The sequence below is a fragment of the Brevundimonas sp. NIBR11 genome (assembly GCF_027912535.1).
Taxonomy (GTDB): Bacteria; Pseudomonadota; Alphaproteobacteria; order Caulobacterales; family Caulobacteraceae; genus Brevundimonas.
This window is the reverse complement of the sequence record NZ_CP115465.1, coordinates 504,283-529,190: the sequence shown is the minus strand read 5'-3', so window position 1 is coordinate 529,190 and position 24,908 is coordinate 504,283. Positions and strand designations below refer to the sequence as shown.

General features: G+C 67.1%; 30 protein-coding genes. 8 read left to right on the top strand and 22 right to left on the bottom strand.

Annotated features, from left to right (window positions below):
• The first annotated feature begins 84 nt into the window (after positions 1 to 84).
• The 7 genes from gap to rpoH all read left to right on the top strand — a co-directional run bounded on the left by gap (position 85) and on the right by rpoH (position 6,486).
• Positions 85 to 1,092, top strand: coding sequence for a type I glyceraldehyde-3-phosphate dehydrogenase (gap, locus tag O5O43_RS02500; RefSeq protein WP_271085354.1), 1,008 nt, complete (start codon positions 85 to 87; stop codon positions 1,090 to 1,092).
• A gap of 2 nt (positions 1,093 to 1,094) precedes the next feature.
• The gene (locus O5O43_RS02495) at positions 1,095 to 1,631 is read left to right on the top strand and encodes a hypothetical protein (RefSeq protein WP_271085353.1); all 537 of its coding nucleotides are present in this window, start codon (positions 1,095 to 1,097) and stop codon (positions 1,629 to 1,631) included.
• Positions 1,628 to 2,824, top strand: a complete 1,197-nt coding sequence (locus O5O43_RS02490; RefSeq protein ID WP_271085352.1) for a phosphoglycerate kinase — start codon at positions 1,628 to 1,630, stop codon at positions 2,822 to 2,824. Before O5O43_RS02495 ends, O5O43_RS02490 begins: the two co-directional genes overlap by 4 nt.
• 77 nt (positions 2,825 to 2,901) lie before the next feature.
• The gene (gene fba / locus O5O43_RS02485) at positions 2,902 to 3,987 is read left to right on the top strand and encodes a class II fructose-bisphosphate aldolase (RefSeq protein ID WP_271085351.1); all 1,086 of its coding nucleotides are present in this window, start codon (positions 2,902 to 2,904) and stop codon (positions 3,985 to 3,987) included.
• Between the two features lie 62 nt (positions 3,988 to 4,049).
• Complete coding sequence (locus O5O43_RS02480) at positions 4,050 to 4,994, top strand: RluA family pseudouridine synthase (protein ID WP_271085350.1); 945 nt, start codon at positions 4,050 to 4,052, stop codon at positions 4,992 to 4,994.
• An 11-nt stretch (positions 4,995 to 5,005) separates the two neighbouring features.
• A complete protein-coding gene (locus tag O5O43_RS02475) occupies positions 5,006 to 5,311 on the top strand; it encodes a GNAT family N-acetyltransferase (RefSeq protein ID WP_271085349.1) in 306 nt (101 codons plus the stop codon).
• Positions 5,312 to 5,598: 287 nt separating this feature from the next.
• Complete coding sequence (rpoH, locus tag O5O43_RS02470) at positions 5,599 to 6,486, top strand: RNA polymerase sigma factor RpoH (RefSeq protein WP_271085348.1); 888 nt, start codon at positions 5,599 to 5,601, stop codon at positions 6,484 to 6,486.
• Positions 6,487 to 6,566: 80 nt separating this feature from the next.
• On the opposite strand, the gene O5O43_RS02465 is transcribed toward rpoH, so the two are convergent.
• The 8 genes from O5O43_RS02465 to O5O43_RS02430 form a co-directional block, all read right to left on the bottom strand.
• Positions 6,567 to 7,376 (bottom strand): response regulator, encoded by an 810-nt coding sequence (locus O5O43_RS02465; RefSeq protein ID WP_271085347.1) that lies wholly within the window; start codon positions 7,374 to 7,376, stop codon positions 6,567 to 6,569.
• 75 nt (positions 7,377 to 7,451) lie between these two features.
• Positions 7,452 to 8,747 carry an adenylosuccinate synthase gene (locus O5O43_RS02460; protein WP_271085346.1) on the bottom strand — a complete coding sequence of 432 codons (1,296 nt, stop codon included), beginning with the start codon at positions 8,745 to 8,747 and terminating at the stop codon, positions 7,452 to 7,454.
• Positions 8,748 to 8,820: 73 nt separating this feature from the next.
• Entirely contained in the window at positions 8,821 to 9,984 is a 1,164-nt protein-coding gene (locus O5O43_RS02455) for a phosphoserine transaminase (RefSeq protein WP_271085345.1), read from the bottom strand.
• Positions 9,984 to 10,910, bottom strand: coding sequence for a DnaJ C-terminal domain-containing protein (locus tag O5O43_RS02450; RefSeq protein WP_271085344.1), 927 nt, complete (start codon positions 10,908 to 10,910; stop codon positions 9,984 to 9,986). The genes O5O43_RS02455 and O5O43_RS02450 overlap by 1 nt, the downstream gene beginning before the upstream one ends.
• A gap of 88 nt (positions 10,911 to 10,998) precedes the next feature.
• Entirely contained in the window at positions 10,999 to 14,730 is a 3,732-nt protein-coding gene (locus O5O43_RS02445; RefSeq protein WP_271085343.1) for a glycoside hydrolase/phage tail family protein, read from the bottom strand.
• The gene (locus O5O43_RS02440) at positions 14,730 to 15,182 is read right to left on the bottom strand and encodes an NlpC/P60 family protein (protein ID WP_271085342.1); all 453 of its coding nucleotides are present in this window, start codon (positions 15,180 to 15,182) and stop codon (positions 14,730 to 14,732) included. Before O5O43_RS02440 ends, O5O43_RS02445 begins: the two co-directional genes overlap by 1 nt.
• A complete protein-coding gene (locus tag O5O43_RS02435; protein WP_271085341.1) occupies positions 15,179 to 15,823 on the bottom strand; it encodes a DUF2163 domain-containing protein in 645 nt (214 codons plus the stop codon). The genes O5O43_RS02440 and O5O43_RS02435 overlap by 4 nt, the downstream gene beginning before the upstream one ends.
• Before the next feature lies 1 nt (position 15,824).
• Positions 15,825 to 16,442 carry a DUF2460 domain-containing protein gene (locus O5O43_RS02430; protein WP_271085340.1) on the bottom strand — a complete coding sequence of 206 codons (618 nt, stop codon included), beginning with the start codon at positions 16,440 to 16,442 and terminating at the stop codon, positions 15,825 to 15,827.
• Positions 16,443 to 16,542: 100 nt separating this feature from the next.
• Here O5O43_RS02430 and O5O43_RS02425 point away from each other — a divergent pair, with 100 nt between their 5' ends.
• Positions 16,543 to 17,229: a DUF805 domain-containing protein gene (locus O5O43_RS02425; RefSeq protein ID WP_271085339.1), complete on the top strand. Its 687-nt coding sequence runs from the start codon at positions 16,543 to 16,545 to the stop codon at positions 17,227 to 17,229.
• A gap of 10 nt (positions 17,230 to 17,239) precedes the next feature.
• Here O5O43_RS02425 and O5O43_RS02420 read toward each other — a convergent pair whose 3' ends face one another.
• The 14 genes from O5O43_RS02420 to O5O43_RS02355 form a co-directional block, all read right to left on the bottom strand.
• Positions 17,240 to 17,773, bottom strand: a complete 534-nt coding sequence (locus tag O5O43_RS02420) for a phage tail tape measure protein (protein ID WP_271085338.1) — start codon at positions 17,771 to 17,773, stop codon at positions 17,240 to 17,242.
• A complete protein-coding gene (locus tag O5O43_RS02415; RefSeq protein WP_271085337.1) occupies positions 17,770 to 17,934 on the bottom strand; it encodes a phage tail assembly chaperone in 165 nt (54 codons plus the stop codon). Before O5O43_RS02415 ends, O5O43_RS02420 begins: the two co-directional genes overlap by 4 nt.
• A 19-nt stretch (positions 17,935 to 17,953) precedes the next feature.
• A complete protein-coding gene (locus tag O5O43_RS02410) occupies positions 17,954 to 18,253 on the bottom strand; it encodes a GTA-gp10 family protein (RefSeq protein ID WP_271085336.1) in 300 nt (99 codons plus the stop codon).
• Positions 18,250 to 18,660, bottom strand: coding sequence for a phage major tail protein, TP901-1 family (locus O5O43_RS02405; protein WP_271085335.1), 411 nt, complete (start codon positions 18,658 to 18,660; stop codon positions 18,250 to 18,252). Before O5O43_RS02405 ends, O5O43_RS02410 begins: the two co-directional genes overlap by 4 nt.
• Before the next feature lie 13 nt (positions 18,661 to 18,673).
• Positions 18,674 to 19,081, bottom strand: a complete 408-nt coding sequence (locus tag O5O43_RS02400; RefSeq protein WP_271085334.1) for a DUF3168 domain-containing protein — start codon at positions 19,079 to 19,081, stop codon at positions 18,674 to 18,676.
• Positions 19,078 to 19,374: a head-tail adaptor protein gene (locus O5O43_RS02395; protein WP_271085333.1), complete on the bottom strand. Its 297-nt coding sequence runs from the start codon at positions 19,372 to 19,374 to the stop codon at positions 19,078 to 19,080. Before O5O43_RS02395 ends, O5O43_RS02400 begins: the two co-directional genes overlap by 4 nt.
• Positions 19,375 to 19,376: 2 nt before the next feature.
• The gene (locus O5O43_RS02390; protein ID WP_271085332.1) at positions 19,377 to 19,643 is read right to left on the bottom strand and encodes a head-tail connector protein; all 267 of its coding nucleotides are present in this window, start codon (positions 19,641 to 19,643) and stop codon (positions 19,377 to 19,379) included.
• A 423-nt stretch (positions 19,644 to 20,066) separates the two neighbouring features.
• A complete protein-coding gene (locus tag O5O43_RS02385) occupies positions 20,067 to 21,293 on the bottom strand; it encodes a phage major capsid protein (protein WP_271085331.1) in 1,227 nt (408 codons plus the stop codon).
• A gap of 95 nt (positions 21,294 to 21,388) precedes the next feature.
• The gene (locus O5O43_RS02380; RefSeq protein WP_271085330.1) at positions 21,389 to 21,823 is read right to left on the bottom strand and encodes an HK97 family phage prohead protease; all 435 of its coding nucleotides are present in this window, start codon (positions 21,821 to 21,823) and stop codon (positions 21,389 to 21,391) included.
• A gap of 41 nt (positions 21,824 to 21,864) precedes the next feature.
• Positions 21,865 to 22,092 (bottom strand): hypothetical protein, encoded by a 228-nt coding sequence (locus O5O43_RS02375; protein ID WP_271085329.1) that lies wholly within the window; start codon positions 22,090 to 22,092, stop codon positions 21,865 to 21,867.
• Entirely contained in the window at positions 22,092 to 23,252 is a 1,161-nt protein-coding gene (locus tag O5O43_RS02370) for a phage portal protein (RefSeq protein ID WP_271085328.1), read from the bottom strand. The genes O5O43_RS02375 and O5O43_RS02370 overlap by 1 nt, the downstream gene beginning before the upstream one ends.
• A 163-nt stretch (positions 23,253 to 23,415) precedes the next feature.
• Positions 23,416 to 23,673, bottom strand: a complete 258-nt coding sequence (locus O5O43_RS02365; protein ID WP_271085327.1) for a hypothetical protein — start codon at positions 23,671 to 23,673, stop codon at positions 23,416 to 23,418.
• Positions 23,666 to 24,472, bottom strand: a complete 807-nt coding sequence (locus O5O43_RS02360; RefSeq protein ID WP_271085326.1) for a hypothetical protein — start codon at positions 24,470 to 24,472, stop codon at positions 23,666 to 23,668. Before O5O43_RS02360 ends, O5O43_RS02365 begins: the two co-directional genes overlap by 8 nt.
• The gene (locus O5O43_RS02355; RefSeq protein WP_271085325.1) at positions 24,472 to 24,759 is read right to left on the bottom strand and encodes a hypothetical protein; all 288 of its coding nucleotides are present in this window, start codon (positions 24,757 to 24,759) and stop codon (positions 24,472 to 24,474) included. Before O5O43_RS02355 ends, O5O43_RS02360 begins: the two co-directional genes overlap by 1 nt.
• Between the last annotated feature and the right edge of the window lie 149 nt (positions 24,760 to 24,908).

Genomic DNA, 24,908 nt, shown 5'->3' with positions numbered 1-24,908 from the left:
TTGTTACGGGTCCGGGGTTGATCCCTGGCGCGGGCGGTCCCATTGAAGCGCCCAACGAGAAACACCGCTTCAGGAGACCTGCCCATGACCGTTCGCGTCGCCATCAACGGCTTTGGCCGCATCGGCCGCCTCGTCCTCCGTTCGATCGTCGAGCATGGCCGTCGCGACATCGAGGTCGTGGCGATCAACGACCTGGGCCCGGTGGCCACCAACGCCCACCTGCTGAAATACGACTCAGTCCACGGCCGCTTCCCCGGCACGGTTGAGCATGGCGACGACTGGATCGACGTGGGTCTGGGCAAGATCAAGGTCACCGCCGAGCGCGACCCGGCCAACCTGCCGCACAAGGACCTGAACGTGGACATCGCGTTCGAGTGCACCGGCATCTTCACCGCCCGTGACAAGGCCGAGGCCCACCTGAAGGCCGGCGCCAAGCGCGTCCTGATCTCGGCGCCCGGCGACAACGCCGACAAGACCATCGTCTACAAGGTCAACCACGAGACCCTGACGGCCGACGACATCGTCGTCTCCAACGGCTCGTGCACCACCAACGCCCTGGCTCCCGTGGCCAAGGTGCTGAACGACCTATTCGGCATCGAGCGCGGCTATATGACCACCATCCATTCCTACACCGGCGACCAGCCGACGCTGGATACGATGCACAAGGACCTGTACCGCGCCAGGGCCGCCGCCCTGTCGATGATCCCGACCTCGACCGGCGCTGCAAAGGCCTTGGGCCTGGTTCTGCCGGAACTGAAGGGCAAGCTGGACGGATCGTCGATCCGGGTCCCCACGCCGAACGTCTCGGTCGTCGATCTGAAGGTGGTGGCCGGCCGCGAGGTCACGGTCGAAGAGATCAACGCCGCCCTGCAGGCCGCCGCCGACGGTCCGATGAAGGGGGTGCTGTTCACGACCAACGACCCTCTGGTCTCGCACGACCTGAACCACATAGCCGCCTCATCGACCGCCGCCTTGCCCCAGACCCAGGTCGTCGACGGCAAGCTGGCCCGCGTGCTGAGCTGGTACGACAACGAGTGGGGCTTCGCGACGCGGATGAGCGACACCGCGCTGGTGATGGCGAAGTTCCTGTAAAAGTGCCTGATCCCGAGACCATCGGGATTCCGTATGCGGCCACGCCTGACCAGCCGGTCAGCGCGTGGTCTGCAGACATCTATGCCGCCATCAAGCCTTGGGCTGACGAGCATCAAGGTAAGTGGATGTGGTGGGAGCCGGGATATCTGGTTCTGACTGTAGACCAATTCGGCGATCGTGAAATCGAGCCCGTAGTCCTCCACACTTGGGACGAAGAACTGACAGTCGAGCTCCGTCTCTGGGACACCCACTTTCCAGATTGGACCCTGCCGCCGACCGATGATCCAGCCGTGATCGCCTCACAAGGGATCGCCTTGGCCGACGACTGGCTAGCCGGGCGCTTCGCTCTTGCGGTCTACTTCGCCGACGACCGATGGTGCGGCTCAAAAATAATAGAGATCAACGAAGACCAAGCCGAGAAACTTGCGGATATCGACTGGATCAAGAGTTTCGATCCGGCTCGCGTCGAGCTTCGATGGGCTGATAAGAGCCGACTGACACATTTCACGATCTCCAACGGACAACTAATCCCACAATGACCTTCCGCACCCTCGACGACGCCGGTTCTCTCGCCGGCAAGACCGCACTGGTCCGCGTGGACTTCAACGTGCCGATGGAGGGCGGCAAGGTCACCGACGACACCCGGCTGCGGGTCGCCCTGCCGACGATCGAAAAACTGCGCCAGGCGGGGGCCAAGGTCGCCCTTCTCGCCCACTTCGACCGGCCCAAGGGTCAGGTCGTGCCGTCGATGAGCCTGAAGCCCCTGGTCCAGCCCCTGTCCGAACTGCTGGGCGCGCCGGTGCGGTTCGCCGAGGATTGCGTCGGCGGCCCGGCCCATGCGGCCATCGCCGATCTGGACGCGGGCGGCGTGGTCCTGCTGGAAAACGTCCGCTTCCACGCGGCCGAGGAAGCCAACGACGCCGAGTTCGCGACCAGCCTGGCGGAACTGGCGGACCTCTACGTCAACGACGCCTTCTCGGCCGCCCACCGGGCCCACGCCTCGACCGAGGGCGTGGCGCATCACCTGCCCGCCTATGCCGGTGAATCGATGCGGCGCGAGCTGGAGGCCCTGGACGCGGCGCTCGGCAATCCGAAGACGCCCGTCATCGGCATCGTCGGCGGGGCCAAGGTCTCGACCAAGCTCGACCTGCTCAAGAACCTCGTCGGCAAGCTCGATCGCCTCGCCATCGGCGGCGGCATGGCCAACACCTTCCTGTTCGCGCAAGGCGTCGACATCGGCGGCTCGCTGGCCGAACGCGACATGGCCGACACCGCCCGCGAGATCATGAACGAGGCGAAGGTGAAGGGCTGCGAGCTCCTGCTGCCCGTCGATTTCGTCGTGGCGACGGAGGTCAAGCCGGGCGCACAGAGCCGCCCTGTTACGGCCGGCGATAGCTTGTCCGCCGACGACAAGATCCTGGACGCCGGTCCGGCCACGGTGGCGCGGCTGGTCGAGGCCATCACGGCGTCCAAGACCCTGATCTGGAACGGGCCGCTCGGCGTGTTCGAGGTGCAGCCTTTCGACGCAGCTACGGTCGCAGTCGCCCAGCATGCGGCGGCCCTGGCCAAGGCTGGAACCCTGATCGCGGTCGGCGGCGGCGGCGACACCGTCTCGGCCCTGAACCACGCAGGGGTCGTGGACGACATGACCTTCGTCTCCACCGCGGGCGGCGCCTTCCTGGAATGGATGGAGGGCAAGGCCCTGCCCGGCGTCGAGGCGCTGCGCGCCTGATTGGCTGTAACACTGCGTGACTTGAGGCCGGCCGGCGGCTACACCGGCAAAAAACAAGATCTCAGGAGTTTCCTCTCATGGCGCGCATCACGCTGCGACAGCTTCTCGACCACGCCGCCGAGAACGACTACGGCCTGCCGGCCTACAACATCAACAACATGGAACAGGGTCTGGCGATCATGGAGGCGGCCGAGGCCGTCAACGCGCCGGTCATCATCCAGGCCAGCCGCGGCGCCCGCAGCTACGCCAACGACATCGTTCTGGCGCGCCTGATAGACGCCCTGACCGAACTCTATCCGCACATCCCGGTCTGCATGCACCAAGACCACGGCAACGGCCCGGCGACCTGCGCCACCGCCATCCAGTATGGCTTCACCTCGGTGATGATGGACGGATCGCTGATGGAAGACGGCAAGACGCCCGCCGACTACGACTACAACGTCGACGTCACCCGCCGGGTGGTCGAGATGGCCCACAGCTGCGGCGTTTCGGTCGAGGGCGAGCTGGGCGTGCTGGGCTCGCTGGAGACCGGCATGGGCGAGGCCGAGGACGGTCACGGCTTCGAGGGCAAGCTGGATCACTCGCAACTGCTGACCGATCCGGATCAGGCGGTGGATTTCGTCAGCCGCACCAAGGTGGACGCGCTCGCCATCGCCATGGGCACCTCGCACGGCGCCTACAAATTCACGCGCAAGCCCGACGGCGACGTCCTGGCCATGAACGTGATCGAGGAAATCCACCGCCGCTTGCCGGACACCCATCTGGTCATGCACGGCTCGTCCTCGGTGCCGCAGGACCTGCAGGACATCATCAACCAGTACGGCGGCGAAATGCCCCAGACCTGGGGCGTGCCGGTCGAGGAGATCCAGCGCGGGATCAAGCACGGCGTGCGCAAGATCAACATCGACACCGACAACCGCATGGCGATCACCGGCGCCATCCGGAAGGTGCTGGCCGAAAAGCCCGGCGAGTTCGACCCGCGCGCCTATCTGAAGCCGGCCAAGGAGGCGATGCGCAAGGTCTGCATCCAGCGCTTCCAGGAGTTCGGCTGCGAGGGCATGGCCTCGAACATCAGGCCCATGTCGACGGCTCAGATGGCCAAGCGCTACGCCAAGGGCGACCTCGATCCGGTCTACGGCCGCGAGATGAAGGCCGCGTCCTGAACGACATCCACGACGACGCCGATCCGGACGACGCGTCCGACGGCGAGCTTCTGACCGTCCAGGTGACGGTCGCCGGCCAGCGCCTGGACAAGGCGCTGGCCGATGTCGTTCCCGACCTGTCGCGGGCGCGGATCCAGACCCTGATCGCCGAGGGCGCGGTGAGCCGGGACGGGGCGGTGCTGACCAACGGCTCCTCCAAGGCGGCGGTCGGGACCTATGCCATCGCCTTGCCGCCGGTGGCCTCGGCGACGCCCCTGCCCCAGGCGATACCGCTGACGGTGCTGTTCGAGGACGCTGACCTGATCGTCATCGAAAAGCCGCCAGGCATGGCGGCGCACCCGGCGCCGGGGACGGCGGACGGAACGCTGGTCAACGCCCTGCTGTATCATTGCGGCGCATCGCTGTCGGGGATTGGCGGAGTAGCGCGGCCGGGGATCGTGCACCGGCTGGACAAGGACACCTCGGGGGTCATGGTCGCGGCCAAGTCCGACCGGGCGCATGCGGGCCTGTCGAAACTGTTCGCGGCGCACGACATCGAGCGGACCTATATCGCCCTGACGCGCGGCGCCCCCTCGCCCGAGCGTGGCCGGATCGAGACTCAGATCGGGCGCTCGTCATCGGACCGGAAGAAGATGGCGGTGCTGAAGGCGGGAGGTCGCAACGCCGTCACCGACTATATAGTGCAGGCTCGCTACGGCGTGCCTGCCAAGGCCGGCACCGCGCCGCTCGCCGCACGGGTCGCCTGCACCCTGCATACGGGGCGGACGCACCAGATCCGAGTGCATCTGGCGTCGAAGGGGTCCCCGATCCTCGGGGACGCCGTCTATGGCTCGGGCAGTCCCGCTGGCGCGGTGAAGGCCTCGATCGCGGAGGCGGGGCTGACGAGGCAGGCCCTGCATGCGGCGGTGCTGGGCTTCGTCCATCCGGTGACCGGCGACGCGTTGCGGTTCGAGACGGCGCTCCCACCTGATATGCAGACGCTCGAGACCCTCCTCGCCGCCCTCTGAGAGCCCCCGCCATGACCGACGCCACGATCCGCGACAACACCGAACTGCACCGCTACGAGCTGCCGGTCGGCGATCAGGTGGCCGTGGTCACCTACAACCTGTCCGAACCCAATCTGATGATCACCGAGACCTTGGTGCCCGAGGCGCTGGAGGGTCAGGGCATTGCCAGCCGTCTCGCCAAGCACGTCCTGGCGGACGCCAAGGAACGCGGTCTGCTGATCCTGCCGGTCTGTCCGTTCTTCTCGGCCTATTTGCAGAAGCACCCGGAACATGCCGAGGCGGTGCATCCGAGATACCGCGACATTCTCGGGATCTGAGCTCGACGGTGGCCGTTTCAACCTCATGGTCGAGCCTGGAGCCGGTCGCGTCCGGGTTAATCACGCCAAGCGGACATGTAAGTCTTGATTAAGGACTGACTATCCGCTATACAGCCCTTCATCGGCGCAAGTGGCGCCTGGGACACGGTCACGCTTCGGTGTGACGATCCGCCTCTGACAAAGACGGCAACCCATAGCTACTTGTCCGGTTGAGGGGTGAGGACCCCGGCGCACATTCGGTGGCCGGAGCCGCAGAGCCTGCTCTGATCTAGGTTCGGAGGGACCAAATGACTGCCATGAAATCACTCGCGGTGATGTCGCCTGAACAGGGACTGTCGCGATACCTGACCGAAATCCGCAAATTCCCGATGCTGAGCAAGGACGAAGAGTTCATGCTCGCCAAGCGTTGGACCGAGCATCAGGACTCCGAGAGCGCGCACCGTCTCGTGACGTCCCACCTTCGCCTCGTGGCCAAGATCGCCATGGGTTATCGCGGCTACGGCCTGCCGATCGGCGAGGTGATCTCGGAAGGCAACGTCGGCCTGATGCAGGCCGTGAAGAAGTTCGACCCGGACAAGGGCTTCCGCCTGGCGACCTACGCCATGTGGTGGATCCGCGCCTCGATCCAGGAATATATCCTGCGCAGCTGGTCCCTCGTGAAGATGGGCACCACGGCGGCGCAGAAGAAGCTGTTCTTCAACCTGCGCAAGGCCAAAAGCCAGATCTCGGCCTTCGAGGAAGGCGACCTGCATCCGGAACATCTCTCGGCCATCGCCACAAAGCTGGGCGTGTCGGAGGAAGAGGTCACCAACATGAACCGCCGTCTCGGCGGCGACGCCTCTCTGAACGCGCCCCTGCGCGTGGATGGCGAGTCGGAGTGGCAGGACTGGCTGTCGGACGACAATGCCGTCTCGCAGGAGACCCAGCTGGCCGACGACGAAGAGAAGTCGATCCGCATGAGCCTGCTGGAAGAGGCCATGGGCGAGCTGACGGACCGTGAGAAGCACATCCTGACCGAGCGTCGCCTGAAGGACGATCCGGTGACTCTGGAAGAGCTGGCCGGCCAATACGGCGTGTCGCGCGAGCGTGTGCGGCAGATCGAGGTTCGCGCGTTCGAGAAGCTGCAGAAGGCCATGCGCGCGGCCGCCGAGGAGCGGAACCTCGTCGACGCATAATCGACGGATCTAGTGCGGTCATGCGAAGACAGGCGCGCGGCACACCGCGCGCCTGTTCTGCTAGTCGGTAGTCGCAATCGTCAGCCGGCTCGAGTCAGTTCCGCGCCCGGCTCGGCCAGAGCCAGAATAGCGCCGATCGGACCCGCCAAGGTCGCCTTGGTCGGGGCGCCCAGCGACATGACCCCTTCCAGGCCAGCGGCGGCCACCGCCAGCCGGGCGTCGGACGTCTTGATGGCGAGCGCCTTCAGGGTTTCCGCCTGCTGCTTGACCGCCCGGACGGCCTGCATCGGATCGTTGTCGAACTGGGCGAGGGAGGCCGCCAGGATTCGCAGCGCCTGATCCTTGACGGCCAGAGCGGCGGCCGCCGGCGTCGAGGGCTTGTCCGCCTTACGCTTCTGCGGACCGGCGTATTCGCCCGAGTTGAACCGGCGGCGATCGGGACCGACGTAGCCGACGGCCTCGATCCAGTCGCGCGGCTTCAGCGCCACGTTCTCGACCCGCCGGAACAGGTCGGCCGACGTGAAGGGTTTTCTCAGGAACTCGTGGATGCCCGCATCGCGCGCGCCCTTGATCGAGGACGCGGTCGCATCGGCAGTCATCATGATGATGGGGGCGCGGCGGCACGCCAGGTTCGAGCGGCGGATGTTCCTGGCCAACCGCTCGCCGTCCAGTCGCGCGCCCGATCTCTCGGTGAAGATCAGACCCGGCTCCATCTCGCGCGCATGGTCCAATACTCGGCTTTCGTCGGACTCGGTCACGACCTCGCGCGCGCCTAGGCTCTTCATGATGTCCAACAGCAGCCGCGCAGACGCCATGTTCGGGTCGGCGATCAGGACGCGTCGCACGACCGGCTGGATGCGGTTCAGGGTCTTGGCGTCGGCTGCGAACAAGCGGGTACTCCGGCGAGACGAGCATTATCCCTAACCGGGCTCCGGTTAAGGTCCCGTTGAGCCGGAACGGCTTTCTTAGCCTTGGAAAGGATCTCGCATCAGGATGGTGTCGTCCCGTTCGGGGCTGGTGGACAACAGGGCCACGGGAGCGCCGATCAGTTCCTCGATGCGCCGTACGTATTTGATGGCATTGGCGTTGATGTCCTTGAAACTGCGGCTGCCGGCCGTGCTCTCTGTCCAGCCCGGCAGTTCCTCGAACACCGGCTCCGCCGCCGCCTGATCCATCAGGCTGGAAGGGAGATAGTCCAGCACCTCGCCGTTGACGCGATAGCCGATGCAGATCTTCAGCGTCTCCAGCCCGTCAAGCACGTCCAGCTTGGTCAGGGCGATGCCGTCGATGCCGTTGATCGCCACGGATTGCCGCACCAGCACGGCGTCGAACCAGCCGCACCGACGCGCCCGGCCAGTGTTGACCCCGACCTCGCGACCCACGGTCGCCAGATGCTGGCCGACCGTGTCGTTGAGCTCGCAAGCGAACGGCCCCTCGCCGACCCGCGTGGTGTAGGCCTTCACGATCCCCAGCACATAGCCCACGCCGCGCGGGCCGATGCCCGATCCCGCCGCCGCCTGTCCGGCCACGGTGTTGGACGAGGTCACATAGGGGTAGGTGCCGTGATCGACGTCAAGAAAGGCCCCCTGCGCACCCTCGAACAGCACGCGTTTGCCCGCCTTCTGAGCCTGATCCAGCACGCGCCAAGCCGGCTTCACATAGGGCAGAATCTTCGGCGCGATCTCCAGCAGCTGCGCCAGCAGCGCTTCCGGATCGATCGGGTCCATGCCCAGGCCGGCGCGCAGCGGATCGTGGTGCGAACGCAGTCGCTCGATCTTGACCTTCAGGTCGTCGGCGTTGGCGAGGTCGCAGACGCGGATGGCGCGACGCCCGACCTTGTCCTCATAGGCCGGGCCGATGCCGCGTCCCGTCGTACCGATCTTGGCGCCCGGGGCGCTCGCGGCGGCTTCTCGCGCCACGTCCAGCGCCGGATGGATCGGCAGGATCAGGCAGGCGTTGTCGGCGATCGTTAGAATGTCGGGATTGATGGCGACGCCCTGGGCCTCGATCTTCTCGATTTCGCCGATCAGGTGCCAGGGATCGACGACGACCCCATTGCCGATGATCGAGGGCTTCCCCTGCACCACGCCCGAAGGGAGCAGGGCCAGCTTGTAGACTTTGCCGTCCACGACCAGCGTATGGCCGGCGTTGTGGCCGCCTTGGAACCGCACGATGATGTCGGCGCGGTTGGACAGCCAGTCCACGATCTTGCCCTTGCCCTCGTCGCCCCACTGGGCTCCGACCACCGCTACGTTCGCCAAGGCACGTCTCCGCTAGAATGCGGGCGCAGCCTATAGCGGGGGAATCGCGTGATGTCGTCCTGAGCGAGACGATTTAGGGCCGAAGTTCGCCGGCGGCGGTCTGGAACGCCCAGTCCAGCCACGGCGCACCGGCGACGATGTCGTCGGTTTCGACGGTGCAGCCGCACCAGACACGCAGACCCGCGGGCGCATTGCGATGGCTCTCCACGTCGAACGCCGCGCCTTCGGCCTCAAGCAGCGCCTTCATCCGCTTCACGAAGGCCTGGCGTTCGCTGTCGTCCAATGCCGTGACACGCGGATCGACGATCTTGAGGCAAACCGAGGTCGTCGATCGGATCGCCTGATCCTCGGCCAGGTAATCGACCCAGGCCGTCCGCAGCACCCATTCATCCAGCGCCGCCGCATTCGCATTCGTGCGTCGGATCAGTTCGTCCAGCCCGCCCGCGCCCTTCGCCCACTCGAGGGCGTCGATCCAGTCTTCCAGCGTCCACAGCGAGAAGGTGTTGATCATCGACCCTGTGGCCAAGGCCCGGTCAAATCCCTTGGCGTCGCGCAGACGCAGGACCTTGGGCACGGCGCGGGGCGGCTCGTAACCGTCCAGCCGGGCCACCGCGCGCGGCGACAACGCCGCCACCCCTATGCCGGCCTCTCCGCCCAGCGCCTTCTGAAAGGAGAAGGTCACGACATCGAGCTTGGCGAAATCCATCGGCATGGCGAAGGCCGCCGAGGTCGCATCGCAGATCACGATCCCCTCGCGATCCTCCGCGATCCAGTCCACGCCCGGCGTCTTCACGCCGGAAGTTGTGCCATTCCACGGGAAGACAAGGTCCTTCTTCGGATCGACCTTCGACACGTCCGGGAACCGACCCCACGGGGCTTCCAGAATGTCCAGATCGTCGAGCTTCAGGTGATCCTTGGCGTCGATGGCCCATTGCTTGCCGAAATTCTCGAACGCCATGACCTGCACGGGCCGTTCACCCAGCATGTTCCACAGCGCCGCCTCGACCGCGCCTGTGTCGGATCCCGGCAGATAGGTCAGCACCCAGTCGCCGGGGACCTGGAGAACGTCCTTGGTCAAACGAAGCCCGTACGCAAAACGCTCGACGACCTCAGGAGCGCGGATGCCGCGCCCCAGCAGGTCGTGCGGCAAGGCCTGCGACGACCACCCAGGCCGCTTGGCCGTCGGCCCCGCCGCGAACCAGGGCCGGACCGGTTTCACGTTCGGCCTGGCGACCATCAGCCCTTGCCCGGCTTGTAGGGGCGGTTCGCGCGCCAGTCTTCGGCGACGCGCTCCAGGATCGGATCGATCGTGTCGGGCAGCGTCAGGATCAGGCGCGCCTTCAGGTCGCCCCGCGCGCCCCCGGCGAACGCACCCCGCCCTTTGAGACGAAGCGTCTGGCCGGAGTTCGACCCCTTGGGCACGGTCACGGACACCGTGCCGTCCGGCGTCGGGCACTCGACCTTGCCGCCCAGGATCGCATCGGGAATGGAGATGGCCAAGTCCATGGTCAGGTCCGCGCCGTCGACCTTGAACACGGGATGCGGTGCGATCCGCAGTTCGATCAGGGCGTCGCCCGGCTCGGTTCGCCCCGCCGTTCCCTGCCCGCGCAGGCGGATGGTCTGGCCGTTGGTCGCCCCCTTGGGAATGGCGACGTCCAGCGTCCGTCCGTCGGAAAACTGGATGCGCCGGGTCGCTCCGCCGATGGAGTCCTCGAGGCTGATTTCAAGCGTGGCGCGGACATCCTGGCCTCGCCCGAAGCCCGCCGCGCGTCCCCTCCCGCCGCCGCCGAACCGGCCGAAGATGTCATCGAGATCCAGATCCTCGAAGGCCGCACGTCCGCCTGGTCCCCCCGGCCCGCCTGCACCGAAGCCGCCAAAGCCGCCTGTTCCCATGCCCGCGGCGCCAGCCGATTGGCCGCCGAAGCCGCGATACTGAGGCTGGCCGTCCGCGTCGATCTGGCCGCTGTCGTATTTCGACTTCTTGTCGGGATCGTTCAGGAGGTCGAAGGCTGCCGACACCCGCTTGAACCGCTCTTCGGTCGCGGTGTCGCCCCGATTCTTGTCGGGGTGCAGTTCCTTGGCCAGCTTGCGGAACGCGGCCTTGATGTCGGCGGCGCTCGCTCCCCTGGATACGCCCAGTTCCTTGTAGGGATCACCCGCCACGCCGTCGCTGCTCCTTCGAATCCGGCGCACACACGCGACCGGCCTGCGTTCCGTCAGTTAAGGCATGCGGTGTGCGGCGCAATGTTTTTCAGGCGATCAACCGCGTCGAGGCTTCCACGCCCCAGCCAAAGGCCGCCCCGAACTGCGCCACATGGATCTCGGCAGCGTGCATGCCCGACGGAAAGTCGACCGCCATATCGTCAGCGCTGTAGAGAAGCGTGGCATCCTCCACTTCGAACACCCTGCGCTCGACCCCGCCATCGGTCACGCGGACGCGGAAGCGCGACGGATCGACCGCGACGGGCTCCATGTCCCAGACGTCGCCGCCGACCCGTACCCGTGGCGTCCAGCTGACGCCCACGCCCCCCTCCTTGGAGGATGCGTGCAAGCCCGTCGGGCTCCAGGGACGACCATGCAAACCTCGCGGGGTCCAGGTCTTCCGAGCGAAGCCGGATCCGCCCGGGGCCAGGCCTTCGGGACCGACCCTGACCGTTCGCTCCAGACCGCGCTCCTGCACCCCCGTCTTGAACCGACCCATTCGGGCATCGAGCAGCACGACGAATGCCCCCGTCGCCGCTCCCGGAGCCATTTCGGTCTCGGTTCCCTGCTGGCCCCTAAGAAGTCCGCTCAATCGCCATAGCGCGTCACCGATCAGGTCGGCATGCCGATACTGCAGAATCTCCCATCCGAGCGTCGTCCGCACCGCCGCCAGGTTCGCACCGCTCAGTACGGCCATCTCGTTCGCCGATGTCGGAACACGCCCCTCCAGCCGAACCAGGACGGAGTTGCTTTCGTCCCATCGATGCAGGACCCCGGGCGGCAAAGGAGCCGTCAACTCTCCCACCGTCGCCGGAACGGCGACCACACCGCGCAGGGTCAAAGTGTCGCTTGTCTCGCCGATATGAATGCTCATCGAACGCCATGGCTCGACCGCCGCTGCAGCGATCGGACGGTCGTCGCTTTCCGTGCCGGGAAGCGGCGGCAGATCAAGGATTTCTACAAACGGGGTCCCGGGCCTCTCGACGGAGTCTCCCAGACGCCACACCACGGATTCGGACACAAACATCGGGCCGACCCGGGGAGCCAGCCAGGCCGTCGGATGCTCGTCCACGCTCAACCGCTCGACGCGCCACGCGCCCGGTTGGCCCTCGACCACCACTGCGTCTCCCGGCTCGAACGAAAGAGTCGCCAGCGGTCCCAGGGCCACGCTCAGCCGAGCCGCGCCTTCGCCGCTCAGAAGCCGCGCCCCTAGAGCCTTCGCTAAGTCCCCGCCGCAAACCGCAGGCAGGTCGAAGTCGAGGCTGCCTCCATTCCCAATGGTTTGGCTGCGGACCACCACGGCGCCGGTCTGATAGTCCGCACCCTCGTCGATATGGCGGACCCTCACGGCGCTCAACCCTTCGGACAGCGTGCGCGTCTGCGTCAGGCCAGGTCCGTCATTCCTGACCGCGAGCGCGTCTATCGCCAGGGAGTGCGCTTCGGCCTCCGCGCCGAGAAGATTCACGATCCCGCCGCGTTCCGCCGCCGTCATGCCAAAGACCTGCAACAACGGTTCCAATGCGTCACGCGTACGCATCGGCCGATCGATGACATAGCCTTCCACCGCACCCGATGGCTCGGCGACCAGGAAGTCGGCTTCGCTCAGTCCTCCGCGCCTCAGAATGGCGGCGAGCATGCGCCTGGTTCCGCCGCCGACTCGCCCGTTTAGCCAATGACCTGTGCGCCAGGCTCCGGCATCGGCCCAGACCGTTTTGAGTGCGGGAAAGGCCGGATAAGGCCTAGCATCCCAGCACCAGACATCAGCGCCAGTGATCATCGGCAGACCGTAGACCGTCGATACGGGATTGTTGGCGGGCTCGGCGAAATGGCCCAGCACCGCTTCCAGCGCTCGTCTTTGCATCCGATCGTCACGGCTGCCGGTTGAAAATGGCGGCAGGTGGCTCTCGGACGACTTGGGATCCGGGAACAGGTTCGGTGCATTGCCGCCCCGATCCACCGCCGCGCAGCCGAACTCGGTGAGCCGCATCGGCTTCATCTCGGGGATCCACGCGGTCGGCGCCGTGTCGCGAACCCCGCCCCGTCGATTGTGGTGCGCGCTGGACCACCATGCCTTCAGGTCCTTGGCTCGAAAGATCCAATCCTCTCCATGCGCGGTGTCGATGATCGGCGTGCGCGTCTGCGTCTCCCGATCCGCGTCACTCGCATAGTACCAATCGAAGCACTCGCCGCCGGCGATCTGAGCGACCAGATAGGCAGGATCGTCAGGCCCGGCGAAAAGGGCGGCGTCGATCCCGCCTTCGCCGCCTCGCCAATCGCCCAAGGGCGGGTACCAGTCGATCCCGACATAGGTGATCGCCTCGTGCGCCCACAGCGGATCCAGATGGAAGACCACATCGCCTGCCCCATCGCCGGGCCGATGGTTCGCGTATTCCGACCAGTCCGCCGCGTAGGACAGGGCCACGTCCGGACCGACGACCAAGCGGCACTCTGCAGCCAGCGTCTGATACTGATCGACCGCCGGATAGCCGCCGGCCTCGTCCCTGGTCCAGGTCAGTCCCCGCATCTCGGACCCGATCAGCAACCCGTCGCAGCCTGTCTCGACCGCCAGCGCCGCATAGTGCAGCGCCAGCCGACGCAGCCCCCATTCCTCCGCGCCTCCGAACATCGCCGCGACTTCCTCCGTCGCATCCGGCCCGTCCTCACCCTTGATGCGCCCGCGCCACGGATAGGCCGCCTGCCGCTCACCGCCATACGGATCGGGCAGGTCGTTGTCGGCCGCGATGTCCATGAACACGAAGGGATAGAGAGTTACGGCCCAGCCCCGTGCCCTCAAGGCCGCCACGGCCTGTCTCACGCTGTCGTCGGAGGGCGTGCCCCCATAAGCGGGGCGTCCATCGACCTCTGAGATCAAATGGGCGTCGTCCCGAGAGAGGCCCGCGACGGACCACACGAGTGGCTCGGTCAACTTGTCCTGTCGTTCGACGCCAGGCTTCACGTGACAATGGCCGGCTCGCAAGTCATCGCCGAACCAGCCGACCACCAGACTGACCCGTTTCAGGTTCGGACAATGCGCTTCGAGTTGATCCAGCGAGACGGTCAGATCGGTCCGACCATTGCCTAGACGTCCATTCTCGACCGTCGTCCTCGTGAGACCGTCGCGGCGCATCACTGGCTCTGTCGCCAGCACGAACTCGCCCGCGCCCGGAATGAGACAGACGCCCTCCAGCATCTCCTCCAGCCCATGGCCAGGCGGCCGGCGGAACACCTCGAAACTCAGCTGCGGCGCCCGATCCCCGAACGCATCAAGCGGCAGATCCTCGAGGACGACATAGGCCGTCCCACGATAGGCTGGAGCTGCCCCTTCCACGGCCTCGATCAGGGGGTCAGGCGTCTGATCCGCCGTGCCGCGATAGACGCGCATCGCCACACCCGTCTGGTCCATCAGCCGCCCGTCGGCCCAGATGCGACCGATCCCGTCGATCGGCCCCTCGCAGAGGGCGACCGCGAAGCTCAGGGAATAGGCATAGTCCACGCTGCGTGGGCCGCCCTTGCCGCCTCCGCTTTCGTTGCGCCGCTCCAGGAATCGCGCCGCCCAGATCATTTGCCCGGCCAGGCGCGCCCGGCCGAACACGCAGGACATCGGCGCACCTTCCGCCGTCGACTGGACCTTCAAGGTCTCGAGGCGAGGGCCTCGTTGCCGCGCCGGCGACAGAGCGTCGATCAGACCCCGATCCGCCAAGCCGCCCAGAGCCGCGCCGACGGCGCGACCCGCACCGCCGCCGATCAAGCCCCCGACACCGCCCAGAACCACCTGCGCCATCAATTCCCCTCCTCAGCCAAGCCTGGCGCCGGCCAGGCGAAGACCGCCGCCAGCCGCCGTTGCCACCAGGGTCCCATCCAGCTCTCGACCACCGCCCGGCCCCAGTAGGCGTGGATCATCCTCGTCTCCGGACCGCCCACGTCGCTCAGGATCGCGCAGTGTTTCACCGGAGCCCCCTGGACCATCCGAAACAGAAGCACGTCGCCGGGCGCCATTTCCGCGACCGGCTTCTCGATCAGCCACCGCTGCGCAGCCTCGAGCAGGGCTTCGTCACCACCCACCTCGGCCCAGTCAGGCTGATAGGCCGGCGTCTGCTCCGGCTCGCCACCCACCGTCTCTCGCCAGACCCCGCGCACCAGGCCAAGACAATCCGCGCCTTGGCCTTTCACACTGGCCTGATGCTGGTAGGGCGTACCCAGCCAGGCGCGCGCCGCGACCACGACCGCGCTCACCGGCGGCTCCCGCCATCATGCAGGCCCCCTGTCGCCGGATAGGCGGTCAGGAAGTCATCTCCCGGGATGTCCGGAAATCCCTGGAAGTTTATACCGTTCAGAAAGGTCCCGACACAGGTCTCCCAACGCTTGTCGCAACTGCGCCCGGCCGGATCCACGCCGCAGCGCGCATCGCCCAGCACCGCGTCGCAGCTACGCCCGAACGTCCGCCCAACGATCCGCTCCAGCGCCGCTAGCGGCCCTTCGATCTCGGCGGTGAAGCTATTACCCTCGCGGCGAATCCGGCTCAGCGTCCCGCGGTACAGAAGGACCTTCAGGTCAGGCCGCTCCCAGTCCACACGCCATAGGGAGACCTTCGCCTCGTCCCACAAGCCTGCCGTCATATCGGTCTCGACGATCCGCTCGTCATCCAGCACCCCGGTGATCGCCAGACTTCCCGGGGCCAGTCCCTCGGCCGCGTCAGCCACGCCCTGCGTCCACCCGCTCGCAGCCCGGCACGAGACGCCGTCGATGCTCAGGTCCCGATCGTGATCGGTGAAGCCGAGCGGGTCGCCCTCCTCACGGTCCACGATCCACACGTGGCTGAGCATCGCCGCCCCGCTCTCGATGCGGGCGGCCATTTCCTCTGGAATGTCACGCATCTCAGACCCGGACCTCGATCAGCGGGATCGCCGCCATCCGGCCCGCGCCGAAGGTTTCCAGGGTCACCTCCAGTCGGTCCGCGTCGAACCGGACCGGTGTGTCGAACTGAAAGCCGGCCGTCACGGTCACGCCGGCGCCTGGCGCCGAATCCAGAACCACCAGTCCCATCGTCACATCAACCGAGTAAGCTTCGGCGGCCAGTTCCACGCCCCCGATGGCCACGGACACCGACCCCTCGACGGGCTTTCGAATCGGCCGCTTGAGATCGCCATAGGCCTTCGTCAGTGGAAATGTGGTCCGTCCCCCGCCGCCGACACCGAGAATCTGATCCGCAGCCGTGGGCGTCCCGCCCGGTTCGCAGGACGCGAAATCGGCGAAGTCCTTGAAACGGAACCCATATAGCCGCCCACGCCGCGCCTCAAAAAATGCGGTCAGTTCCGCCATATCAGCGAGCGATCTCAGGTTTGACCCGATCAGATAGCGCCTGCGCCCCATCGCCCAAGGCGTTGATCGCCGCTCATATCCGGATGCGAGGGTGACGACATCGGTACGTCGCTCCACCCCGCCCGTCGATCCGAACGCCAGCCGCGCAGGCAGGCGCACCTCGTGAAAGGCCATGCCGTCACTCCTGTTTCACTTGTCGGGCGAGCACCGCTCGTCCAGTCTCGCGCCGAAGGCGGCCGCTCCCTGGTCGTCGACACGGGGAGCCCCAGTCTCAATGCGCGGTCAGATTCTCAGCTTCGACGACGCCTCCGGCGCCGGTCTCATCTCCGGCGACGACGGCATCCGCTATACCTTTGGCCGCGAAGCGGTGTCTCCGCCCGCCGCTGTCTCGGCGGGCCTGCGCGTCGATTTCGTGCCAGTCGCCGGAGAGGCCACAAACATCATGCTGCTGGCCGCGGCCCCCGCTCCCCCCGCACCGTCGCCGACCCCCGGCGTCCCCGTCGACGGTTTCGACTTCAAGACCGCTCTTTTTTCTTTCCAGGGCCGGATGCGCCGGTCGCACTTCTGGATTGGCTGGCTGATCTGCCTTGGCATCGGCGTCGTCGCGGGCTGGATTCCGTTTCTGGGCCCTCTAGTGTCGCTCGCGTTGATCTGGCCCAATCTCGCCATCACGGTGAAGCGCCTGCACGACATGGGTCAGACAGGCTGGCTCGCCGCCATCCCATTTGTCGCGGGGATGGTCGCTCTGGTCGCGATATTCGTGTCCGTCGGGGCGGCCCTCATGACCAACTACACCGCCATCGAAAACGAGGACCCGGCGGCCATCATGGCCCTGATCGGCCCTTCGCTCGGCATCCTGGGCATCATCTGCCTGCTGCAACTCGGTTTCCTTCTCTGGATCGGCATCTCCGAAAGCCAGCGTGGCGACAACCGCTTCGGCGCCAATCCCAAGGGCGAATAAGCCATTCGACCTACAGCCGTCGCGCCCCCAGCGCGGCGGCCCGGGCCAGCAACTGGGCGATCTGCGCCTCGGACCTCAGCAGCGCCGGCGCCCCGCCGTCGACGGTGACATTCACGGTCACGCCGGGGCCTCCCGCGCTCTCGATCACGCCGGAGCCATGCGGTCGAAACATCTCCGGCCCCCGTTCTCCGACCAGATAAGCCCCGCCGCCCAGGACGGCGCCGCCGTCGGCGCGCGCGCCTCCGAAACCGACGACGCCGGCGACCGCCTGCGCGATCGCCGCTCCCAGACCGCCGCCCGATCCGCCCAGCCCCGCACCGACTGCGCCCAGGACAGCCCGCGCCAGCTCGGCTAGGCTGACTTCGCCGTCCGCTGCAGCCCGAGCCAATGAGCGTGTCAGACTGGCTCCCGCCCGCCCGAACGCCTCCTCGATGGAGGCCGCCGCGCGTTCCGCCGGATCCCTCAGCGCCTCCATCGCCGCCGCCGCTTCGGCAGCCCGTGCGGGCACTGCATCCAGCGCGTCCGGCCGATAATCATCGCTCATCGCATCTCTCCATCCGGCCATGTCGCCATCAAGTGCTCGAACTCACCGCGCGCCAAAGGCACGCCTGCCGGTGTGACTTCCGTCAGCATCCGCCATTCCGACAAGGACAGCCGCCAGAACGCGTTCGGCGTCAGGCCCAAGGACGCGCCCAGCCGGAGCATCGCCGCCCAAGGCGTCGCCTCACCCACCGGCAGCCCTGAACGCGATGGCCACCGCGTCGGCGGCTTCGATCGGGTTGATCGCCGCTTCGGTCAGTCCGCCCGCCAGCGCTGGCTCGCCTCCGCCCCGCAGCAGCGCCGCCAGCACCGCCATCAGGTCTTGCGCCGATAAGGCCCGCATCCGCTCAGCCAAGGCATCGACGCCGGACACGCCCAGAGCCGTTTCGATCTCCGCCAGCGCGCCCAGAGTCAGACACAACCTCCGTTCCGCCCCGGCCAGCACGATCACGGCCTCGCCACGGACGCCGTTGGCGCCGGTCATACTGCGCTGAACGCCACCGCGCCTCCGCTGGCCAGGCTGATCGCGAACGTCGCCTCGCCTTCGTGGTCGCCGGCGTACTCCAGAGCCGAGACCAGGAAAGGACCTTCCAGCACCCCGAAGTCAGGCACGATCAATCGCCAGGTCTTCAGCGCCTGGTCGAAAAAGGCCTCGCGGATCACGGCGTCCGACGCCGCGTCGCGAAAGATGCCCTGACCTGACACCGCCGCCGACTTCACCCCCGCCCCGCCCAGCAACTCCCGCCAGCGCCCGGCGCTGTCGGCGTCCGTCGCTTCGACCGTCTTCGCGTTCAGCGAGATCGTTCGCGCCCTCAGGCCGGCGACCGTCGTGAACACGCCGGGCCCACTCTCGATCTTCAGCAGAATGTCCTTCCCGCGCTGTGCGGCCATGTCCTGTCTCCCCTCAGAAGTCTTCGGTGACGGCCCGGACGCGGATCACGCCCCAGACCCGTCTGTGATCGCTGGAGCGGAACACGTCGGTGTAGGTCGCCCGCAGCGACACGGTGCGGACCCCGTCCGCCTCCAGCACCGCCTCGTGAACCGCTGTCCGTACGGCCGCGCAGATCGCCTTGGCCTCTTGCGTCCCCTCGAACCGGGAAGAACAGCGGAGGGTCAGCGCATGCTCGACCCCGCATCCGTCCGCCTCGACCGGTTTGGTCTCCGACCGCCCGATCAGGAGATGCGGATAGCCCGCCCCCCGCGGGGCCTGGTCCCAAATCCGCGCCGGATCGCCCAGCAGCGCCTGCAGCGCCGTGTCCGCTCGCAGATGCGCGATCAGCGCCTTCTGGAGCGCCGTGTCATGTCCGCTCATCGCGTCCTCTCGATATTCAGAAAGATGCGTCCGGGCCGATCCGGATCGCCGTTCAAGCTCGCGATCACCCAGTCTCCGCCGCCGAACCGGACCATTCGGCCCTCGCTCAGGCGGGGATCGGCCCGCGTTTCGGCCGTCGTCACATCGACTGCCGACGTGATCCCGGCCTCGGTGCGCTCACGCCGTCGCTGTGCGTCGATCCTTAACCACACGATCCCCAAAGACTCGTAGCTGACGACCCGCCCGCCATAGGGAGTCTCCGCCTCGACGGGCTCGAGCAGTTCAGCGAGCATCCTCACAGGCGCACCACCCGATACGGTGCGATCCAAGCCTCGATCGGCCGGATCGGCATCTCGACCTCGCCTCGCTCATAGGCACGCAGCGCCAGCATGAGCACCGCCAACCGCAGCGGCGCGGGCGACGTCGAGGTCAGGCTCAGGCCCGCCTCTCCCTCGACCCGCGCCTTGGCGGCGTCGATCAGCGTCTGGATCAGCGCGTCCTCCGCCTCGTGTTCAACGCGCAGGAACAGCTTCGCCTCCGTGAGGCTCACGGGTGCGGTCATTTCAAATTCTCCATCGTTTGAGGTCCAATCGTCCGTCGAAGGCGATTGTCGGATGCTCGCGTTTTTGATCGCCGCCGCCTTCGGCGCCGCCCCGCAGATCACGCCGGCACGCGCCCTCCCGCCGCCTCAGGCCTCTCGCGGAACAACCATGGACGAGGTCGCTGGAGACGAGGCGAGCCTCTCGAACATGGACTTCTCGGGTGCGCAGGCTCCGGAGGAGCGCGACCACATGGGCAGCGGTCCTGCATTCGCCGCCAGGCCCATGACGTCAGTCGGTAGCGCCGTGCGTCGCGGCGCTGAAGCAAGCGACAGCGATCGGCTGCCCCGGCCGACATCGCGGGCGCCCAGATGTTCGGACGGGGCGCTTCAGGCGCGGCGCCGTCCGAGGGTTTCCCGCGCCGATACGCGGGAAACCCATCGTCGTCAGCTCGCGCTGAACTTCATCACCTTGATGGCGTCGAAATTCTGGATGCCGCCGCCCACCCGCTTGGTCGTGTAGAACAGCACATAGGGCTTGGCCGAATACGGGTCCCTCAGCACCCGCACGCCCGCGCGATCTACGATCAGATAGCCCCGCTGGAAGTCGCCGAACGCGATGGCGTGACTGTTCGCGGCGATGTCCGGCATCGTCTCGATCTCGGTCACCGGATAGCCCAGCAGGCTTGCCGTCTCGCCCGGCCGCGTCGCCGGCGTCCAGATGTAGTTGCCGTCCGAATCCTTGAACTTGCGTACGGCCGAGACCGTCTTTCGGTTCATTACGAACCGTCCGTTCGGCCGGAACTGGGCCTTGGGCGCATAGATCAAATCGATGAGCTTGTCGGCCGGGCTGGACGCCGCGAACGCGCCCGCCGCTCCCGACGACACGTAGCCGATGTCGCCCCAGGCATGGCTCGCATCCGCCACGATCGAATAGCCGAGGAAGCCCTTGGGCTTATTGACGCCGTCGCCGGTGACGAAGGCCGTCGTCTCCTGCGCGGCGAAAGCATCCTCGACCTCGCTCGCCAGCCACTCGTCCAGATCGACCAGGGCGTCGTCCAGCAGGGTCTGCGTCGCCGCCGGATTGGCGTAGAGATCGGCCGCCGGAAACTCCAGCAGGGCCAGGGTCGCCGGATCCGTCTCCGGACGCGCGGCCGTCTCGGCCACCCAGCCAGAAGCGATGCCCGCCGTCGATACGGGTTTCCTGAAGACACCCGACGCCACCGTCCGGACCGTGGCGATCTCGCGCATCGGACTGGTCGCCATCAGGCGTCGCTCGATGGCCCGCTCGGTCTCCGGCGGCACGACATAGCCGCCCGAACTCGACGCCGACGACAGCCCGGCCTTGATCTCCAGCCCCAGCTCGCGTCCGGTCCGCACGTAACCTTCAAACGCCGCCTTGGCCTCGGGCGCCGATGCCGCGATGGTGGGCTCACCGCCTATGATCGGACGGCGCGCCTCCGACATGGCCCGATCCAGCCGGGCTTGGGCCGCGCCGACCGCCTGGTCGATGCGCGCCACCTTCTCCTCCAGCAACGTGTCAGCCGAGGCCTTCTTCTCGATCTCGCTCAGCCGGGCGTCGTTGGCCCCTTTGAACGCCTCGAACGCCGCCATCATCTCGTGCATGGCGGCGCGCGCTTCCGGCGAGGCGGAAGCCTGTTTGGTCTCTTTCATCATGTCTCCAGTTGAAAATGGAGCGGGCCGGAGGCCGCACTCCTCCGCCCTCCGGCGCCGCGATGGGCGACCGGGAAGTCTTTGTCAGGTCTTGATCAGGTCGTTCTGAACCGCGCCCCCGGCAACATCGGGAATGTCACCAACGACACCTCCCAGAGTTCCACGCCGCTCAGCACCCTCAGCCGCCCTTCCCGCCTCGCCTTCGCGGCGCGAAAGCCGATCGAAAGGCCGTCCAGCGCCCCCGCTCGGCTCAGCGCTTGGGCATAGCGCGCCTCCGCAGACCAGTCGGCGATCCGGCCGCGCACGAACAGGCCCTGGTCGTCCTCGACGATCTCGTCCCAGACCCCGACGACAGCGCGGCTCTCATGCTGGTGCAGCATTCGCACGCCGCTCGCCCCCCTTTGCTTCAGACTGTCGGCGAACGCGCCCCTGGAGAGCACATCGCCGTTCAGGTCCGCCACGCCCCAAAGTGAGGCATAGCCGTGGATGGATAGGGTCGATGGCCGAGGGTCGAGGGTCGAAACCTCCACCCCACTGCCTTCCTCGACCCTCGGCTCTTGACCCTCGCCCCTCATCGCATCTCCTCCAGACGGTTCTCGACCCGGGCCAACGCCGCCCGCGTCGCCACGCCCTGCTCCTCCAACCGCGCCAGCCGTTCGGCCACCAGTCTCTGCTCGCCGACCCGTTCCTCCAGCGTCGCGATCCGCGCCGCCGCGCCGCCGGCCCAGACCAGACCGCCGACAGTTTGGAGCAGAAGCGCCACCCCCAGCGCCGTCGCCGTCTTCTTCACATCATCCATCACGCGCCGACCCCTGCCATCCGCCGCCGCTCCTCGTCGGTCAGGAAGTTCGCCGCCGACAGTCTCGCCCACAGCGCGTCTCGCTCGGGCTGCAGCGCCGGAACGGCGTCGAGATCAGGCTCGACCCGAATGCCCTCGAACCGCCCGCCCAGCCATCCGGTCAGGGCGCCCGCCGTCTTTCGCGCCAACGGGATCACCGTTCCCCGCCAGAAAGCCGCATTGGCCTCGCGGTAGTTGGCGTAGGTCGCGTCCCCCGGAATGCCCAGCAGCTGGGGCGGAACCCCGAACGCCAGGGCGATTTCCCGCGCCGCTGCGTGCTTGCCGGCGATGAAGTCCATGTCCGCCGGCGTCATCGACATCGGCTTCCAATCCAGCCCGCCCTCCAGCACCAGCGGCCGCCCGGCGTTCGCCGCCCCCTGGTGCGCCTCGCCCAGTTCCGCCTTCAGCACCGCGAACTGTGCGTCGCTCAGCCGCTCCCCATCCTTCGACGAATAGACCAGCGCCCCGGACGGCCGGGCCGCATTATCCAGCAGCGCCTTGTTCCATGCCCCGGAACTGTTGTGCACATCGATCGCGAAGGCGGCCGCCTCCAGAGGCGAGAACCCATAGTGATCGTCCGTAGGATGAAACAACTTCAGCTGCATCACCGGCATCCAGCCGTCCGCCTCCCGCGCGATGCGCACCGACCGTCCGCCGACCGCATATTCATACGCCTCGGGCCAGCCAGCCGCCCCCGGCACGATCCGCACCCGATCCGGTCTCAGGCTCCACAACTCGCCCGGCGTCTCTTCGCCGACCGCCTCGACATAGGCGTTGCCCGACGTCTGCAAGGCGCCGTAGAGGCCCTCCAACCACTCCGACCCCGACTGTTCCGGGTTCGGCTTTCTCAGCAGTCGCGCAGCCGGATGCTCGTCGTCTCGCATCTGCTCGACGAACACGATCAGCGGCGCCGATGCGGCGGCCTCGGCGATCATCCGCACGCAGCGATAGGCCACGGCGTTTTTGCCGAACCCCTCGATCGCCAAACTGGCGTAGTCGCGCGGCGTCCAGCGGGCCCGTCCCGAACCAGTCAGGGCGATCAGCGGCCCCGCGCGACTGGACTTGGTTTCGGGCAGCGCATCGGCTCGGCGCGCCCGTCGCCGCATGGGCCAAAATTCCATATCGGACTCCAGGGAAATCGCCGGCCTGTCGGCCGGCAAGGGTCGTCCGCCCGTCCGGCGGCCGGGTACGGCGGGCAGCGATCGGTGTCTCGAAGAGCCTCCGGCGGCGCCGCGCGGGGGGTCAGACACCGACGCAATCACAGGTTAGGTCGATCTCAATTCGTCAATCTGGGTTTGCCGAGGATCGAAGGGCTCTCCCCAAATCGTCCGCGACCTCGATCGCGTCGGCTGGCGTGGCCTGGCCCGGCATCGCCAGGAACATCCAGCGCCCATCTCCGATCGCAAGGGGTTCGGCCCAGCACTCCGTGACCTGCATCGGCGCAGCGCCGCCCATCAGCAGGACATCGTCCGGCAGCGCGGTGGCACACGCATCCGCCGCTGCCTGTGCTCTCTCGAGGCTCTCGAAAATCCACTCAGACATAGGGCGCGCTCGACTTGTAGGGATGACCGGACGGCAGGTTGGCGACCACGCTCCAGCGCCACGCCAGATAGCCCTCCAGCTTGCGGCGCTCTGTCGTCGTCAGCACGCGGTTGAAGACTAGGATCTCCTGCACGACCCCCAGCCATTCGCCGCCCGAACCGCTGGGACGGGCGAAGATGAAACCTCCCGCCGTCGTCGTGTTCAACGTCGTGATGGTCTTGCTCTGGGGCCCTCCCCCATCGACGACCAAGTTCGACGTAGGGTTGACGCCCGCCCCGACGTCCGCGACCACGATACGATCGAGATGGGTCCACGACAGAACCGAAGACGTGTCGTTCGCCGCTCCGAAATGCGCGAGTACGACATTGGGTGGCGCGGTGACCAGCGTTCTCATCTGGCCCGTCGCGGCGGTTCCATAGCCGAAAAGGTAGGCATTGCCTCCACCGCTCGTATCCACGCCCACCACCGCCAGCGTCGAGGCGGCGTTTCCCGTGGGCAGGCCCGGGACGACGGTGGTGAAGCTCAGCTTCTTGCCGCCGGATCCGGCGACGACGCCAGGCCGCCCGTTTCGTGCAGACGCGCTGTAGGCGGGCTGGTTCGCGCCCGTGGTTTGCACTGCTGCGCCACCGGCCGCCCCCTTATTCGCCCAGGCCGCCACATTCTCGCCGTTCAGCGTGAACGTGGCGGCGTCAAGCGCGTCCCACCAACCGACCACCGAGCCGCCGAGCACCGCCGGGGTCCACGGAACCGATGCGATCAGCCCCGGCGGCGCAAGGCTCACATGGCTCAGGACGGGCATCAATCGAACAGGGCCAGCAGATAGGCGGCCGTGGTGCCCGTCGACAAAATCCGGCGTGCCTGAACCGGCAGATAACCGATCGGATGCGCCTTGAACGTCACCGCCTCGCTGTCGCCGCCGCCGGTGGGGATCAGGCGAACGTCCCCCGCCTGTCCCACGTAGAGCCCCTTGGCATAGGTCGTCAGGTCGGCGCTATCGTCCGGCGTCACCGCCGCACAGCGCCGCGCGGGGTCTCCCGGCGTCCGGGCATGATAGGCGAAGCCGTCCCGTTCGGGCATGGCGGGCATGTCGCTCTCCTTTGATTGGATGACCGAATCGCTCCGACGCCAGGCTCATCGGCCCGGTTCGGCATCGGCTCTCGCGGTGTGAGTCGGGAGCGGCGACCGCCGGGTCGGCCCCGTCTCGTCCCCATTTCCCCTCATGCCCAAACTATATG